The following is a 15,050-nucleotide window of genomic DNA, read 5'->3' as shown; positions in this document are numbered from 1 at the left end:
CGTGGCGGCGGACTGGGCGGCCGACCACAAGCTCACGAAGAGCAAGTAGGAACGCGAGCGCGAGCGCACGCCGGCGTCACCTCAGCGGCGTCACCTCAGCAGGGATCAGCGGGCCGCTCGCAGGCCGGGCTGCCCCAGGGAAAGAGGGGGGTTACCCCCACTGACCCGGCTGCGCCCGCTCCGTAGCGTAAACAGCATGGAAGCCCGCGACCCTGAGCTGCAAAAGGAACTCGACGCGACCCTGCAAGCGCGCAGGGAGCTCGGCCCGGAGTACGAGTCCGCGCTCATCGAGTCATTCCTGGAGAAGGTCGACCAGCGCCTCGACAGCGCGGTGGACCGCCGCGTCCGGCGTCAGCTGGCCGAGCAGCAGATGGTGGTCGCCCGGGGCGGCGCCAAACCGGCCCACGGGGGGCGGGGGTTCGGCGAGCGGTTCGGCTTCGGAGCGATCTCGCTGGTCCTGGCCATCCCGCTGTCGGCGATCGGCGCGGTGAACGCGGACACCCCGGGCCTGGTAATCAGCTGGATCGGCATCGTCGGGGTCAACGCGGTGCACGCGGCACGGGGCTGGCCGTGGATGCAGCGGCGGGCGCGGGAGAAGTCCGACTGGGAGGACTGACGGGGCCTGGCGGGACCCGAGCAGAATCGGGGTCCCGCCAGGTCCGCCGGAAAGCTGCCGCGGGGACCGCCGCACCCCCGGTTGCCCGGGAGTCGGGACGACGGCGGTCCCCACGAGGAACACGGTCCGGGTCGGGGCCGGATTGCGTGTCCATGGCGTCCAAGGGGTCCGGGAGCCGCTCCGTAGTCCTTGACGCCGACAACAACCAATGTGCCCGACCCGTGTTAAGCCAGTGCTGCGCGGACGTGTCGTGCTCGTACCACTTTCGCGAAGCCGGGACGCGGCCCGCCCACTGCTCGCCGCCCCGCCGACTACTGTCCCGCTAGTTGCTTTCCCGGGCCAGGAACGCCAGCAGGTCCTGCCTGCTCACCACACCCGTGGGCTTGCCCTCGACGAGCACGATCGCCGCGTCGTGGCCGCCCTTGGAGCCCAGCACCGCCATCAGGTCCTCCACGGGCTCGCCCGAGCCGACCTGCGCCAGCGGAGCGCTCATGTGCTTCTCCAGCGGGTCGCCCAGCGACGCGCGCTGCGCGAACAGGGCGTCGAGCAGCTCCCGTTCGACGACCGAACCGATGACCTCGGCGGCCATCACGTCCGGGTGTCCGGCGCCCGGCTTCACGATCGGCATCTGCGAGACGCCGTACTCGCGCAGCACCTCGATCGCCTCGCCGACGGTCTCCTCCGGGTGCATGTGCACCAGCTTGGGGATGGGGCCCTCCTTGTACTTGAGGACGTCACCCACGCTCGCCGAGGGACCGGACTCCTCCAGGAAGCCGTAGTCCGCCATCCACTCGTCGTTGAAAATTTTGCTGAGGTATCCGCGCCCACTGTCCGGCAGCAGTACGACGACCACATCGTCGGGGCCGAGCCGCTCGGCGACGCGCAGCGCGGCCACGACGGCCATCCCGCAGGAGCCGCCGACGAGCAGGCCCTCCTCCTTGGCGAGGCGCCGCGTCATCTGGAACGAGTCCTTGTCCGACACGGCGACGATCTCGTCCGTGACGGTCGCGTCGTACGCCGTCGGCCAGAAGTCCTCACCGACGCCCTCGACGAGGTACGGCCGGCCGGAGCCGCCGGAGTACACGGAGCCCTCGGGGTCCGCGCCGATGACCTGGACCCGGCCGTCGCTGACCTCCTTGAGGTAGCGCCCGGTCCCGGAGATCGTGCCGCCGGTGCCGACGCCCGTGACGAAGTGGGTGATCTTCCCCTCCGTCTGCGTCCACAGCTCGGGCCCGGTGGTCTCGTAGTGCGACCGCGGGTTGTTGGGGTTGCTGTACTGGTCGGGCTTCCAGGCGCCGGGGGTCTCCCGTACCAGGCGGTCCGAGACGTTGTAGTACGAGTCGGGGTGGCCGGGGTCGACCGCGGTCGGGCAGACCACGACCTCGGCGCCGTACGCGCGCAGCACATTGATCTTGTCTGTCGAAACCTTGTCCGGGCAGGCGAAAATGCATTTGTAGCCCTTTTGCTGCGCCACGATGGCGAGACCGACACCCGTGTTTCCACTGGTCGGTTCCACGATCGTGCCGCCGGGCTGGAGCGCGCCGCTCTCCTCCGCCGCCTCGATCATGCGCAGGGCGATCCGGTCCTTCACGGACCCGCCCGGGTTGAAGTATTCGACCTTGGCCAGGACTGTTGCCTGGATTCCGGCCGTCACAGTGTTGAGCCGCACAAGCGGGGTGTTGCCGACGAGGGTGATCATCGAGTCGTGAAATTGCACGGTCTTCTCCGGGGTCTCCGTGATGGTGCGGACCAGCGTAAGTGTCGCGGGGACCGCGCGTTCACCTTCAGGCGCGATTGAACAGCACCCGCTACCGGGCAGTAAGCAGGTGAGCGAGAGGCATCGAGGAGGTGGCTGCGACTGTGTCGAGGGCGAGGGTGGCACGACGGATCGCTGCGGGCGCGGCGTACGGAGGCGGCGGCATCGGTCTGGTGGGTGCGGCGGCGGTGGGGCTCTTCCTCGCCGAGGTCCAGCTGGCGAAGCGGTCCGTGGGCGGCAATTCGGCCCCGGTTCCGCCGCCGGGGGACGGCCTGTACGGGATGCCCCTGAGCGGGCACACCGGGCTGCCGCCGCTGCGTCTGGGCATGCTCGGCGACTCCACGGCGGCCGGCCAGGGCGTACGCCGGGCGGGCCAGACGCCGGGGGCGCTGCTCGCCTCGGGGCTCGCTGCGGTGGCGGAGCGGCCGGTGGAGCTGCGCAATGTGGCGCAGCCGGGGGCCATGTCGGACGACCTGGAGCGCCAGGTCACGGCGCTGCTGCGGGATCCGGCGCGGCGGCCCGACGTCTGCGTGATCATGATCGGCGCGAATGACGTCACGCACCGGATGCCGGCCACCCAGTCGGTTCGGCATCTGGCGTCCGCGGTGCGGCGGCTGCGGACCGTGGGCGCGGAGGTGGTGGTCGGCACCTGCCCCGACCTCGGCACGATCGAGCCGGTCTACCAGCCGTTGCGGTGGCTGGCCCGCCGGGTCTCGCGGCAGCTCGCGGCGGCGCAGACGATCGGCACGGTGGAGCAGGGCGGGCGCACGGTGTCGCTGGGCGATCTGCTCGGCCCGGAGTTCCTGGCGAACCCGCGGGAGCTGTTCGGCCCGGACAACTACCACCCGTCGGCCGAGGGATACGCGACGGCGGCGATGGCGGTGCTCCCGACCCTCTGCGCGGTGCTGGGTCTTTGGCCGGAATCGGACCGGCTGGACGCTTCGCGCGACGAGGACATGCTCCCGGTGGCGAAGGCGGCCGCGGAAGCGGCGGCGGAAGCGGGCACGGAGGTCACGGGCGCCCGAGGCCCCTGGGCCCTGCTCAAGCACCGCCGCCGCAGGCGCCTCCCCACCCTCCCGAACGCGGAACCGACCCCGACGGAGGCCCACCGGGCGTAGGAGGCGGCGGTGCGGGTGCGGGTGCGTTGCCTGCCCGCCCTCGGGTGCGGGTGCAGGCGCGTTGCCATCGCCGCCCGGGGGCGCAGCGCGGGCCGGCCCGTGCGGAGGTGCGGACACCGCCGCCGGGGCAGGAGGCCGCCGGGTGCCTGCCGCGCCGCCGGGTGCAAGGCCCCGGGGACCCGTACGGGTCCCCGGGGCCCCACACGCAGGCCCCAGGGCCTCACGTGCCCCACCCGCCCCGGTGGACGGAGTCCACCGCAGCGACCCGAAGCCGGTGAGGCCCCCAGGGGCCGATCCGTGCGAGGGTTGCACGAAAAAGCTGAGCGGGCGCTTAGAAAAGAGGCCCGCATCACATCACCCGGGACGTGCCCCGAGCCATACGTGCGGGTAACTTCCCACACAGCCCTGCCTTCTCGCCCTCATGGAGCCGTGATGCCCGAAGCCGTGATCGTTTCCGCCACCCGCTCACCCATCGGCCGCGCCTTCAAGGGCTCGCTGAAGGATCTGCGGCCGGACGACCTGACCGCCACCATCATCGAGGCCGCCCTCGCCAAGGTGCCCGAGCTCGACCCGCGCGACATCGACGACCTGATGCTCGGCTGCGGTCTGCCCGGCGGCGAGCAGGGGCACAACCTGGGCCGCATCGTCGCCGTACAGATGGGGATGGACCACCTCCCCGGCTGCACCGTCACCCGGTACTGCTCCTCCTCCCTCCAGACCTCCCGCATGGCCCTGCACGCCATCAAGGCCGGCGAGGGCGATGTCTTCATCTCCGCCGGTGTCGAGATGGTGTCGCGCAGCGTCAAGGGCTCCTCGGACGGTCTGCCGGACACCCACAACCCCCTCTTCGCCGACGCGGAGGCCCGTACCGCCGAGCGCGCCCAGCAGGAAGGCGCCGACTGGCGCGACCCCCGCGAGGACGGGCTGATGCCCGACGCGTACATCTCGATGGGCCAGACCGCCGAGAACCTGGCCCGCACCAAGGGCGTGACCCGCCAGGACATGGACGAGTTCGGTGTGCGGTCGCAGAACCTCGCCGAGGAAGCCGTCAAGAACGGCTTCTGGGAGCGGGAGATCACCCCGGTCACCACCCCCGACGGCACGGTCGTCAGCAAGGACGACGGCCCCCGCGCCGGCGTCACCCTCGAAGGCGTCCAGGGCCTCAAGCCGGTCTTCCGCCCCGACGGCCTCGTCACCGCGGGCAACTGCTGTCCGCTCAACGACGGCGCCGCCGCCCTGGTGATCATGTCCGACACCAAGGCGCGCGAGCTGGGCCTGACCCCGCTGGCCCGGATCGTCTCCACGGGCGTCTCCGGCCTCTCCCCCGAGATCATGGGGTACGGCCCCGTGGAGGCCAGCAAGCAGGCGCTGCGCCGCGCAGGCCTGGGCATCGGCGACATCGACCTCGTCGAGATCAACGAGGCCTTCGCCGCCCAGGTCATCCCGTCCTACCGGGACCTCGGCATCGACCTGGACAAGCTGAACATCAACGGTGGCGCCATCGCGGTCGGCCACCCCTTCGGCATGACCGGCGCCCGGATCACCGGCACCCTCATCAACAGCCTCCAGTTCCACGACAAGCAGTTCGGCCTGGAGACGATGTGCGTGGGTGGCGGCCAGGGCATGGCCATGGTCATCGAGCGCCTGAGCTGACCCTCGGCAGCTGACCCTTGGCAGCCGACCCACGGCAGCCGACCCACGGCGGGGCCGAGAAGCGGTGGACACGGGGGTCGAAAAGTGGCTTTCTGCAGCGCTTTCCGGCCCTCCGGCCGTCACCGTCGCGCCCTGTCCGTGACCTAATCTCCCCCAGGCTGTGACCTACCTCTCCCCCGAAGGGTATCTCCGCAGGTCACAGCCGTTTATGGACTAAACACCAGGCCCAAAGACCTGTCCAATTCGTGACGTAATGCACTGACACCGGGCACGGCTTCACGACAAGCTGATGTAGGAAGTCGGGGGATCGATTGAAACCGGGAGTAAGTCAGTGAGCGCCATGCCTCTTGCCCTACTGCTTACCGCGGCCGCTGCGACGGCCGTGGGCGCCGCTGCGCTGCACGCCGTCCACGGACTGCGCAAGCAGGTCAGCGCCCTGCGCACCGAGCTGGCGGCCTCCGCCACGCACGGCGGCGCCGGGCCCACCGTCCCGCAGCAGACCCGTGCTGCGGACACCGACGGCATACGGGTCGCTGTGGCCGAGGCGCTCGCGGAGGAACGCGAGCGCGAGCTGGCCGAGGCGCGTGCCTTCTGGGCCGCGCAGGAGTCCCGCGACGTGGCTGACGCCCCGTCGCTGCTCGGCGGTCTGTCCGGGCTCGGCGAGGACGCCCCGTTCTTCGTGCCGCGCCAGGCCGACTTCGCGGGCCTGGAGCCGTTCGACGTCTACGAGGCGCTCGAAGCCCTCGACAGCACGGACATCGTGGACGGCTTCGACGGCGCCGATGTGGAGGCCGACCCGTACCCCGAGGACTCCCCGGAGCTGGCCGCCGCCCGCCGCCGCCACCCCTCGCACCCCTCCAACCGGGTCGAGCAGAGCATCCCGGTCCAGCCAACGGCCGCCACCGGCGACCACGACCGCACCGTGTCGCGGCTGGAGGAGCTCGCGCTCTCCCGTACGGCCCTCACCGACGTACGTCCGGGACCGCTCGGCACCCTCGACGTGTACGTCTTCACGGACGGCACGACGCTGTGCATGACCCCGGGCCACCGCGAGACCGCCGAGCGTCTGGCCGAGTCGCTGCGCGGCGGCACCGCCCCGGTCCTGCTGGGCGGCTCCGGCATCTCCGGCGCGTACGCGCTGACCTTCTCCTGCGGCGAGGAGAACGTCTACATCCTCGCCGACCGGGTCATAGCGTCGATGTAACCGGCGGCCCCGGTGCCTCGCCCTATCCCAGTACTTCCGCCGTCACGGCTTCCACCAGACTCACAACCTCGTCCAGTTCCACGGACGAGGCTGTTTGCAGTGCGGTGGCCAGATCATGCCCGGCGACGGCGAGTTGGTCCGCCACCGCGAAGACCCCCGCGTCCGGCATGATCCGCGGCTCGCGTCCGGGCGACTCCAGGCGCTGGGCGCGTACAGACAATTCCCTGGCCAGCGCCAGTCCTTCGGCCGCGAATCCGCGCTGCAGGCGGCTCTGCGGGGCGGCGCGCAGCCGGTCGGCCAGTCGGTCCACGGTGGCCACCAAGGGCGTTGTATCGAGCACACCGCGACCCTACGCGCCTCCCCCGGACTGTTGCCAACAGGCGAACGCTCAGGCACGGTGGCGTGAAGGAGCACTCGTGCGAAGCGTCCGGAGGCGCCGATGTCCCAAGTTTTCTCCGAGGAGACCCACCGAAACCTGCTCTCCCGAATCCCCCATTGCACCGGTCGTGAAATCTCCGACTGGCTCCGCGCCGTAGACGACGGTCCCTCCCTCTTCCGCTTCGAGGAGAAGGTCAGCTGGCTCCGGAGTGAACACCATCTCGCCTACGGTCACGCCAAAGCGATCATCCATGAGTACGACCTGAGGCGGGCCGCCCGCAAACTTCTCTGAACCACGGCAGCGAAACACGGCAGCAAGAAGGGCCCGCAGGCAGTGCCTGCGGGCCCTTCTTCATGCCTCGATCGGCCCCGACTGCATCAGTCGGGGCCGGAACGACCGCTAGTCGTTCCCGCTGAAGATCGCGACGAGTCGCAGCATCTCCAGGTAGATCCACGCCAGGGTCATGGTGAGGCCGAAGGCCGCCAGCCAGGACTCCTCGCGCGGCGCGCCGTAGGCGATGCCGTCCTCGACCTGCTTGAAGTCCAGGGCGAGGAAGAACGCGCCGAGCAGCACACCGACGACACCGAAGAGGATGCCCATGGGCCCGCTGCGGAAGCCGAGGCCGTCACCGCCGCCGAAGACCATGAAGAGCAGGTTCACAGCGGTGAGCACCATGAAGCTGATCGCGGCGATCATCAGGTAGCGCGTGAAGCGCTGGGTGACGCGGATGATGCGGGTCTTGTACAGCACGAGCATGGTGACGAAGACCGCCATCGTGCCCAGTACTGCCTGCATCGCCGCGCCGGGGACCCACTGGTTGACGAAGTTGCTGATGGCACCGAGGAAGATGCCCTCGAAGGCCGCGTACGCCAGGATCAGCGCCGGGACCGGCTGCCTCTTGAACGCCTGGACGAGGCCGAGCACCATCGCCACGAGGGCGGCGCCGATGGCCAGGCCGAGGCCGAGGTTCATGACCCAGGCGACGGTCGCGCCGGCGACCAGGACGCCGAGCGTGATGCCCGTCCGTGCGACGACGTCGTCCATCGTCATGACGGAGCCGCGCGGCGGTGCCTGCGGAACGCCGTACTGGGTGTCCTGCTGGGCGTAAGGGTTCGTCGCGTACGGGGTCGTGGCGCCCTGGGCGTACGGGTTGCCCTGCGCCGTACCTACGGCGGGGCCCCCGGCCTGCGGCGTCGCGTTGAAGCCCGCGGTGCCGTTGTCGCGGCTGAAGCCCCGTCGCGAGAAGACCGGGTTGCTGCTCCTCATCTCACTCCTCCATAGCCACCGAGCGTGGCCTTGGGGTCAAGCGTAATGGGAAAGCAAAGCGAACACCCTAGTGCCAGGGGAGGATCTTTCCGCGATCTTGCCGCGGCCCCGGGCCACGGGTGGCCTGCGGGCGCCCCTCCGGCCGGGGACACAAAAGCGGGAGCCCGCACCCGAACGAGGTGAAAGTGCCCGGAGCCGGACTCGAACCGGCATGCCCCGAGGGGCAGCGAGGTTTAAGCTCGCCGTGTCTGCATTCCACCATCCGGGCGGGTTGTTGTGGCTCCCCATTTCGCGGGTCAGAGCCTATCCGGACGCATCCCCCGAACAGCGGAACAGCGATCCGATGTTGTCTTATTTTATTGGCGCCTGAGGGTGTGTCAGACCATGTAAAGGGCCATCGGCACATGCCGGGCGCGGTGGACGGCCGCAAGAGCCTCCGCCGGGGAATGACGGAAACTCGACTGCCCGCGCGAGCACCCCGGGCGCGGCCCGCCTCTCAGGGTTGACGTCATACCAGAGGAGGACTGACGGGCCGCGGGTCCGACTCAGGGGGGCCACGGGAACGGGCATGCGGGCTGATCCGCGGCGGCCGGTCGGCCGGGACGATGAATAAGTCCCCCAAGCGTCCCCGACAGGAGCCCCCTCGTGACCACCACCACTGCTCACCGCGCCACCGCGGTCGCCGCACGCGCCACCGAGCTGTCCAAGGTTTACGGACAGGGCGAGACCCAGGTGGTCGCGCTGGACCAGGTCACCGTCGACTTCCGACAGGGTGAGTTCACCGCGATCATGGGCCCGTCCGGCTCCGGCAAGTCCACGCTGATGCACTGCGTCGCGGGCCTCGACAGCTTCTCCTCGGGCTCCGTACGGATCGGCGACACCGAGCTGAGCACCCTGAAGGACAAGCAGCTCACGCAGCTGCGCCGGGACAAGATCGGCTTCATCTTCCAGGCGTTCAACCTGCTGCCGACGCTGAACGCGCTGGAGAACATCACGCTGCCGATGGACATCGCGGGCCGCAAGCCCGACCAGGCGTGGCTGAACACGGTCATCGAGATGGTCGGCCTGTCAGGGCGTCTCAAGCACCGCCCCACAGAGCTCTCCGGCGGTCAGCAGCAGCGTGTGGCGGTGGCCCGCGCGCTGGCCAGCCGCCCCGAGATCATGTTCGGCGACGAGCCGACCGGAAACCTGGACTCGCGCTCCGGCGCCGAGGTCCTGGGCTTCCTGCGCAATTCCGTGCGCGAGCTGGGCCAGACCGTCGTCATGGTCACCCACGACCCGGTGGCCGCCGCCTACGCGGACCGGGTGATCTTCCTGGCCGACGGCCGGATCGTCGACGAGATGCTCCACCCGGGCGCGGACGACGTCCTCGACCGGATGAAGGAGTTCGACAGCAAGGGCCGCACCAGCTGACCGACGGCTCGCAGCGCGTACGCCCCCTCCCATCCGGCCGCTCCCACTCCAGGACTGACTGACACATGTTCCGAACCGCCCTGCGCAATGTGCTCGCGCACAAGGCCAGGCTGCTGATGACCGTGCTCGCCGTAATGCTCGGCGTGTCCTTCGTCTCCGGCACCCTGGTCTTCTCCGACACCATCGGCAACGCCTTCAAGAACAAATCGGCGAAGAGCTTCGACCATGTGTCGGTCGCCATCCGCCCCGACATGGCTTCCGGCCCCTCCAGCGACGCCCAGGAGGCCAAGAAGCAGCCTGTGCTGACCGACGCTCTGCTGAAGAAGGCACAGGGCCTTCCCGGCGCCGCGTCCGTGATCGGTGACATGTCCGGCTTCACCGCGCTCGCCGACAAGAACGGCAAGCTCGTCGGCCAGGACTGGGGCACCACCGGCGCCAACTTCTACCCCGGCGCGGACGGCAAGGACGCCCGATACGCCTTCACCGCCGGGCAGGCCCCGAAGCGGGCCGGCGAGATCGCGGTGGACAGCCGCACCGCCGAGCGCACCGGCTACAAGGTCGGCGACTCCGCCCGGCTGTCGACCGACGGCCCGGTGACCAAGCAGACGATCAGCGGCATCTTCGACACCTCCAACGGCAATGTGGTGGCCGGCGGCAGCCTGGTGCTGTTCGACAACGCGACCGCGCCCAAGGTGCTCGGCAAGAGCGAGTACGACGAGATCGACATCAAGGCCGCCGCGGGCACCTCCCAGGCGGCGCTGAAGAGCGCGGCCGTGAAGATCCTGCCGAAGGACACCGAAGCGGTCACCGGCGCCACCCTGGCCGCCGACCAGGAAGAGGTGATCAACGAGCAGACCAACTCGCTGAGCCAGGCCCTGCTGTACTTCGCCGGCATCTCGCTCTTCGTCGGCATCTTCATCATCGCCAACACCTTCACCATGCTGGTGGCCCAGCGCACCAAGGAACTGGCGCTGATGCGCGCCATCGGCGCCTCGCGCCGCCAGGTGACGCGTTCCGTACTGATCGAGGCGTTCATCGTCGGCGTGATCGCCGCGGTCACGGGCTTCGCCGTCGGCATCGGCATCGCGATCGGTCTGCGCTCGGTGGTCAACGCCATCGGCGGCACGCTGCCCGACGGTCCGCTGGTCGTCGCCCCGATGACGGCCGTTGTCGCGCTGATCATCGGTGTGGTCGTGACCATGCTCGCCGCGTGGCTGCCCGGCCGCCGGGCCGCGAGGATCCCGCCGGTCGCCGCGATGAACAGCGTCCACGCGTCGCCGACCGTGCGCGGTCTGGTCGTACGCAACACCATCGGCTCGGTCATCGCCGCACTCGGCGCCGGCGCGCTCTTCATGGGCGTGTCCGTCAGCGGCCAGGATGGCATGCCATACATGGCCCTGGGCGCGGGTCTGATGCTCGTCGGCGTCATCGTGCTCACGCCGCTGCTGTCGCGGCCCTTCATCGCCGCCATGACGCCGCTCCTGAAGCCGTTCGGCGTCACGGGCAACCTGGCCAGGCAGAACTCGCTGCGCAACCCGCGTCGTACCGCCTCCACGGCCGCCGCGCTGATGATCGGCCTCACCCTCATCACGGGGATGACGGTGATCGCGATCTCCATGCAGAGCGCCATCAACAAGATGGCGACGGACTCCCTGAAGTCCGACTACACCGTCTCCATGGCGAACTACCAGCCGCTCTCCCCCACCGTGGCGAAGAAGCTGGCCGCACTCCCCGAGGTGGCCGCGAGCAGCCCGATGCGCACCGCGTACGGCGAGGTCGACGGGGAGTTCAGCAGCATCAACGGTGTTGACGAGAAGAACATCGGCAAGCTGCTCAGCCTCGACTTCGCCAGTGGCTCGCTCGACGGTCTGACCGGTGACACCACGGTCGTGGACAAGGAGACCGCCGACCAGCAGGGCCTGAAGCCGGGCGACACCACCTCGGTGAAGTTCGACGACGGCAAGTCCGTGAAGCTGAAGGTCATCGGCGTCTACGAGCCGAACGAAATGATCAACGGCTTCTTCACGCCGACCGCCGTGGTCGACCCGCACCTGGAGAAGGTCGCCGACCAGCAGGTGCTGGTGAAGATGAAGGACGGCACCTCCACCAAGGCCGAGAACGCCATCGTCAAGGCACTCGGCGAGAACCCCGCCATCAAGATCCAGGACAAGCAGGCGATCAGCGACGAGATCGGTGGCGCCATCAACCTGATGCTGTACATGCTGTACGGGCTGCTGGGGATGGCCGTTCTGATTGGCGTGCTGGGTGTCATCAACACCCTCGCGATGTCGGTCTTCGAGCGCAAGCACGAGATCGGGATGCTGCGGGCCATCGGCCTGGACCGCTCCAAGGTCAAGCAGATGGTGCGGCTGGAGTCGGTCGTCATCTCGCTCTTCGGCGCGGCGCTCGGTGTCGGCCTCGGGATCTTCCTGGGCTGGGCCGCGGGCAGCGGGATCAGCGACTCGATGAAGACGTACACCATGCAGATCCCGGTCGGCCGGATCGCGATCTTCCTGGTGGCCGCCGCGCTGGTGGGCGTGCTGGCCGCGATGTGGCCGGCGCGCAGCGCGGCCAGGCTGAACCCGCTGGCGGCGATCAAGGCCGAGTAGCCTCCGGGCGGTACGCACAGCCGAGTGGGCCGGCTCCCGTCACGGGGGCCGGCCCACTCGGCTGTGCGGGCTCAGGCCGGGCGGGACCCCGCGCCCCAGACCCTGGCGCGCAGCGGCATTCCGGAGGCTCCCCCCGCCACCGGCCGTACGGCGAGGACCTGGTTGACCCCGATCTTGTTATGTTCGAAGGACAGGGCGGACGCGGCCATGTAGAGCTTCCAGACGCGGGCCCGGCCCGGCGAGGTGGCCCGGACCGCCTGGGCCCAGTTCGCCTCCAGGTTGGCCACCCAGTGGCGCAGCGTCAGGGCGTAGTGCTCACGGATCGACTCGATGTCGCGGACCTCGAAGCCCGCCTCCTCCAGCGTCCCCGCGGTCCGGCCCACCGGCGCCAGCTCCCCGTCGGGGAAGACGTACGCGTTGATGAACTCGTCGACGTGGTACGCCGATTCGTCCGGCTCGGGGCGGCGCGCGATCTGGTGGTTGAGCAGTCGGCCGCCCGGCTTCAGCAGGGCGAAGAGGTCGTCGGCGTACGCCCGGTACTGGACCGAGCCGACGTGCTCGGCCATCCCGATCGAGGAGATCGCGTCGTACGGACCGTCCCTGACGTCCCGGTAGTCCTGCACCCGGATTTCGATGCGGTCGGTCAGGCCCTCTTCGGCGATGCGCTTGCGGGCGAACGCGGCCTGCTCGGCGGAGAGGGTGATGCCGGTGACCCGCGCGCCATACTCGCGCGCCGCGTGGATCGCCATCGAGCCCCAGCCGCAGCCCACGTCGAGCAGCCGGTCGCCCTCCTTGAGCGCCAGCTTGCGGCTGATCAGGTCGAGCTTGTCGCGCTGGGCCTCTTCGAGGGTGAGGCCCTCGTCGAAATAGGCGCACGAGTAGACCATCGAGGGGCCGAGCACCAGTGCGTAGAAATCGTTGCCCACGTCGTAGTGGTGGCTGATGGCCTCCTTGTCGCGGCGCCTGGTGTGCAGCGGGCCGCTGCGGCGGCGCACCTCCTCGCGGGGCGGGGCGGGCGGCGGCAGCAGGCCCACCAGGCCGACCAGGCCGCGGGCGGCGGCGCGCAGTTTGGGGTCGCGGACCGGGTGGACGGTGGACTTGGCGTCCTGGCCGCGCTCCCACAGCAGGTGGGCGAGGCGGTCCAGGCCCTCGTACAGATCGCCCCTGATCTCGATCTCACCGGCCACCCAGGCGCGGGCGAGGCCCAGTTCGCCCGGTTTCCAGAGCAGCCTGCGCAGGGCGCGGCGGCTGTGGATGACGAGGGTGGGGGCGTCGGGCGGGCCGGCCTCGGAGCCGTCCCAGGCCTTGATGCGGACAGGTAGTGGGGATCCGAGGAGCTCCTCGGCGAGCGCGGTCAGCCGCAGGGCGGCGTCGGCCATGGTGCACACCTCCGTGACGGTGGAGCCAGGGAATGCGGGCGAGATACATCCCAGATAACACCGCGGGGTGCCTCGCAGCATCCCGATACCGGGTAAGGGGTGGGCAAAGTGAGTGGTAATGGCAACTACCGTGGCCGGAAAAAGCCTCAGGGGCCGCCCGCACCACGGATGGCGGACGGCCCCTGAGGCCTGGAGTCACTGCGTGTACTACTGGCCCGGCGTCAGGACGCCTTGGCCTTCTCACCCTCGGCGGGCACCGTGGCCTTGACCCTGGCGGGGGCCGGGGCGGGCTTGGCAGCCTCGTAGAACTCCTCGCGGGGAGTCTGCATGGCGCCGAGCGAGACGACCTCGCGCTTGAGGAACATCGCGAGGGTCCAGTCCGCGAGGACACGGATCTTGCGGTTCCAAGTCGGTACGGCCATGCCGTGGTACCCGCGGTGCATGTACCAGGCGAGACGGCCCTTGAGCTTGATCTTCACCTTGCCGATGACGATCATCGCGACGCCCTTGTGCAGGCCGAGACCGGCGACCGCACCCTTGTTGGCGTGGCTGTAGTCCTTCTGCGGGAAGCCGCGCATCCCGGAGATGACGTTGTCGCCGAGGACCTTGGCCTGGCGCAGCGCGTGCTGGGCGTTCGGCGGGCACCAGGCGTTCTCGGCGCCGGCCTTGCGGGCGGCCATGTCCGGCACCTGGGCGTTGTCGCCCGCGGCCCAGATGTAGTCGGTGCCCTGCACCTGGAGCGTCGTCCGCGTGTCCACGTGACCGCGCGGGCCGAGCGGCAGGCCGTAGCGGGCCAACGCCGGGTTGGGCTTCACGCCGGCGGTCCACACGAGCGTGTTGGAGTCGACTTCGAGGCCGTTGTTGAGCATCACGTGACCGTCCACGCAGGAGTCCATGCCGGTCTTGAGGTAGACCTCGATGCCGCGGGACTCCAGGTGCTCCTTGCCGTACGCGCCGAGCTTGGGCCCGACCTCGGGAAGGATCTTGTCGGCCACGTCGACCAGCAGGAAGCGCATGTCCTCGCGCTTGACGTTGGTGTAGTACTTGGCCGCGTCGCGGGCCATGTCCTCCACCTCGCCGATGGTCTCGGCGCCCGCGAAGCCGCCGCCCACGAAGACAAAGGTGAGCGCCTTGCGGCGGACGTCCTCATCGGTGGTCGAGTCGGCCTTGTCGAGCTGCTCAAGGACGTGGTTGCGCAGGCCGATGGCCTCCTCGACACCCTTCATACCGATGCCCTGCTCGGCGAGGCCGGGGATCGGGAAGGTGCGTGAGACCGCGCCAAGGGCAATGATCAGGTAGTCGAAGGGCAGCTCGTAGGCCTCGCCGACGAGCGGTGCGACCGTGGCGACCTTGCGGTCCTGATCGATGGTGGTGACCCGACCGGTGAGCACCTCGGCCTTGGGCAGGACGCGTCGCAGCGGTACGACGACATGCCTCGGCGAGATGCTGCCTGCGGCGGCTTCGGGGAGGAAGGGCTGGTACGTCATGTACGAGCGCGGGTCGACGACCGTGACGGTCGCTTCCGCGTAACGCATCTTCTTGAGAATGCGTCGAGCTGCGTACAGGCCTACGTACCCACCGCCTACTACGAGGATCCTGGGACGCTCCGTGGTGCTCATGTCATCGAGTATCCACCCCTTACCGGGGGGTGGCTCGT

General features: G+C 69.6%; 12 protein-coding genes and 1 tRNA gene. 7 read left to right on the top strand and 6 right to left on the bottom strand.

Going from position 1 to position 15,050, the window contains the following annotated elements:
* The first annotated feature begins 196 nt into the window (after window positions 1–196).
* Window positions 197–616, top strand: coding sequence for a hypothetical protein (locus ABCR94_RS34995; RefSeq protein ID WP_347125076.1), 420 nt, complete (start codon window positions 197–199; stop codon window positions 614–616).
* 322 nt (window positions 617–938) lie between these two features.
* Here the strand turns inward: ABCR94_RS34995 and ABCR94_RS34990 are convergent, their stop codons facing one another.
* Window positions 939–2,333 carry a cystathionine beta-synthase gene (locus ABCR94_RS34990; protein WP_347125075.1) on the bottom strand — a complete coding sequence of 465 codons (1,395 nt, stop codon included), beginning with the start codon at window positions 2,331–2,333 and terminating at the stop codon, window positions 939–941.
* A 158-nt stretch (window positions 2,334–2,491) separates the two neighbouring features.
* Between ABCR94_RS34990 and ABCR94_RS34985 the strand changes: the two genes are divergently transcribed.
* The 3 genes from ABCR94_RS34985 to ABCR94_RS34975 all read left to right on the top strand — a co-directional run bounded on the left by ABCR94_RS34985 (window position 2,492) and on the right by ABCR94_RS34975 (window position 6,347).
* Complete coding sequence (locus ABCR94_RS34985; protein WP_347125073.1) at window positions 2,492–3,490, top strand: SGNH/GDSL hydrolase family protein; 999 nt, start codon at window positions 2,492–2,494, stop codon at window positions 3,488–3,490.
* Between the two features lie 432 nt (window positions 3,491–3,922).
* A complete protein-coding gene (locus tag ABCR94_RS34980; RefSeq protein ID WP_347125072.1) occupies window positions 3,923–5,143 on the top strand; it encodes an acetyl-CoA C-acetyltransferase in 1,221 nt (406 codons plus the stop codon).
* A 340-nt stretch (window positions 5,144–5,483) separates the two neighbouring features.
* Window positions 5,484–6,347 (top strand): hypothetical protein, encoded by an 864-nt coding sequence (locus tag ABCR94_RS34975; RefSeq protein ID WP_521978538.1) that lies wholly within the window; start codon window positions 5,484–5,486, stop codon window positions 6,345–6,347.
* A gap of 22 nt (window positions 6,348–6,369) precedes the next feature.
* Here ABCR94_RS34975 and ABCR94_RS34970 read toward each other — a convergent pair whose 3' ends face one another.
* Window positions 6,370–6,687 carry a hypothetical protein gene (locus tag ABCR94_RS34970; RefSeq protein WP_347125070.1) on the bottom strand — a complete coding sequence of 106 codons (318 nt, stop codon included), beginning with the start codon at window positions 6,685–6,687 and terminating at the stop codon, window positions 6,370–6,372.
* A gap of 99 nt (window positions 6,688–6,786) precedes the next feature.
* Between ABCR94_RS34970 and ABCR94_RS34965 the strand changes: the two genes are divergently transcribed.
* The gene (locus ABCR94_RS34965; protein WP_283515299.1) at window positions 6,787–7,017 is read left to right on the top strand and encodes a DUF4287 domain-containing protein; all 231 of its coding nucleotides are present in this window, start codon (window positions 6,787–6,789) and stop codon (window positions 7,015–7,017) included.
* Between the two features lie 108 nt (window positions 7,018–7,125).
* Here the strand turns inward: ABCR94_RS34965 and ABCR94_RS34960 are convergent, their stop codons facing one another.
* Complete coding sequence (locus ABCR94_RS34960; RefSeq protein WP_347125068.1) at window positions 7,126–7,992, bottom strand: Bax inhibitor-1/YccA family protein; 867 nt, start codon at window positions 7,990–7,992, stop codon at window positions 7,126–7,128.
* Between the two features lie 186 nt (window positions 7,993–8,178).
* Window positions 8,179–8,260 (bottom strand) — tRNA-Leu (locus ABCR94_RS34955).
* Window positions 8,261–8,637: 377 nt separating this feature from the next.
* Here ABCR94_RS34955 and ABCR94_RS34950 point away from each other — a divergent pair.
* Complete coding sequence (locus ABCR94_RS34950; RefSeq protein ID WP_347125067.1) at window positions 8,638–9,405, top strand: ABC transporter ATP-binding protein; 768 nt, start codon at window positions 8,638–8,640, stop codon at window positions 9,403–9,405.
* A 65-nt stretch (window positions 9,406–9,470) separates the two neighbouring features.
* Complete coding sequence (locus ABCR94_RS34945) at window positions 9,471–12,014, top strand: ABC transporter permease (RefSeq protein ID WP_347125065.1); 2,544 nt, start codon at window positions 9,471–9,473, stop codon at window positions 12,012–12,014.
* Between the two features lie 71 nt (window positions 12,015–12,085).
* Here ABCR94_RS34945 and ABCR94_RS34940 read toward each other — a convergent pair whose 3' ends face one another.
* Both ABCR94_RS34940 and ABCR94_RS34935 read right to left on the bottom strand, forming a co-directional pair.
* Window positions 12,086–13,393 carry a class I SAM-dependent methyltransferase gene (locus ABCR94_RS34940; protein WP_347125063.1) on the bottom strand — a complete coding sequence of 436 codons (1,308 nt, stop codon included), beginning with the start codon at window positions 13,391–13,393 and terminating at the stop codon, window positions 12,086–12,088.
* A gap of 221 nt (window positions 13,394–13,614) precedes the next feature.
* Entirely contained in the window at window positions 13,615–15,012 is a 1,398-nt protein-coding gene (locus ABCR94_RS34935) for an NAD(P)/FAD-dependent oxidoreductase (protein ID WP_347125061.1), read from the bottom strand.
* Window positions 15,013–15,050 lie beyond the last annotated feature (38 nt).

Origin of the sequence: Streptomyces changchenzhani, from assembly GCF_039766235.1 — a bacterium.
GTDB lineage: Bacteria > Actinomycetota > Actinomycetes > Streptomycetales > Streptomycetaceae > Streptomyces.
The sequence above is the reverse complement of the archived record's forward strand: the minus strand, read 5'-3'. Positions and strand labels throughout refer to the sequence as shown.

Coding starts and splice junctions, on each gene's coding strand:
- ABCR94_RS34995 (WP_347125076.1), top strand. CDS start 197: ATGGAAGCCCGCGACCCTGAGCTGCAAAAGGAACTCGACGCGACCCTG.
- ABCR94_RS34975 (WP_521978538.1), top strand. CDS start 5,484: ATGCCTCTTGCCCTACTGCTTACCGCGGCCGCTGCGACGGCCGTGGGC.
- ABCR94_RS34965 (WP_283515299.1), top strand. CDS start 6,787: ATGTCCCAAGTTTTCTCCGAGGAGACCCACCGAAACCTGCTCTCCCGA.
- ABCR94_RS34945 (WP_347125065.1), top strand. CDS start 9,471: ATGTTCCGAACCGCCCTGCGCAATGTGCTCGCGCACAAGGCCAGGCTG.
- ABCR94_RS34980 (WP_347125072.1), top strand. CDS start 3,923: ATGCCCGAAGCCGTGATCGTTTCCGCCACCCGCTCACCCATCGGCCGC.
- ABCR94_RS34940 (WP_347125063.1), bottom strand. CDS start 13,393: ATGGCCGACGCCGCCCTGCGGCTGACCGCGCTCGCCGAGGAGCTCCTC.
- ABCR94_RS34935 (WP_347125061.1), bottom strand. CDS start 15,012: ATGAGCACCACGGAGCGTCCCAGGATCCTCGTAGTAGGCGGTGGGTAC.
- ABCR94_RS34960 (WP_347125068.1), bottom strand. CDS start 7,992: ATGAGGAGCAGCAACCCGGTCTTCTCGCGACGGGGCTTCAGCCGCGAC.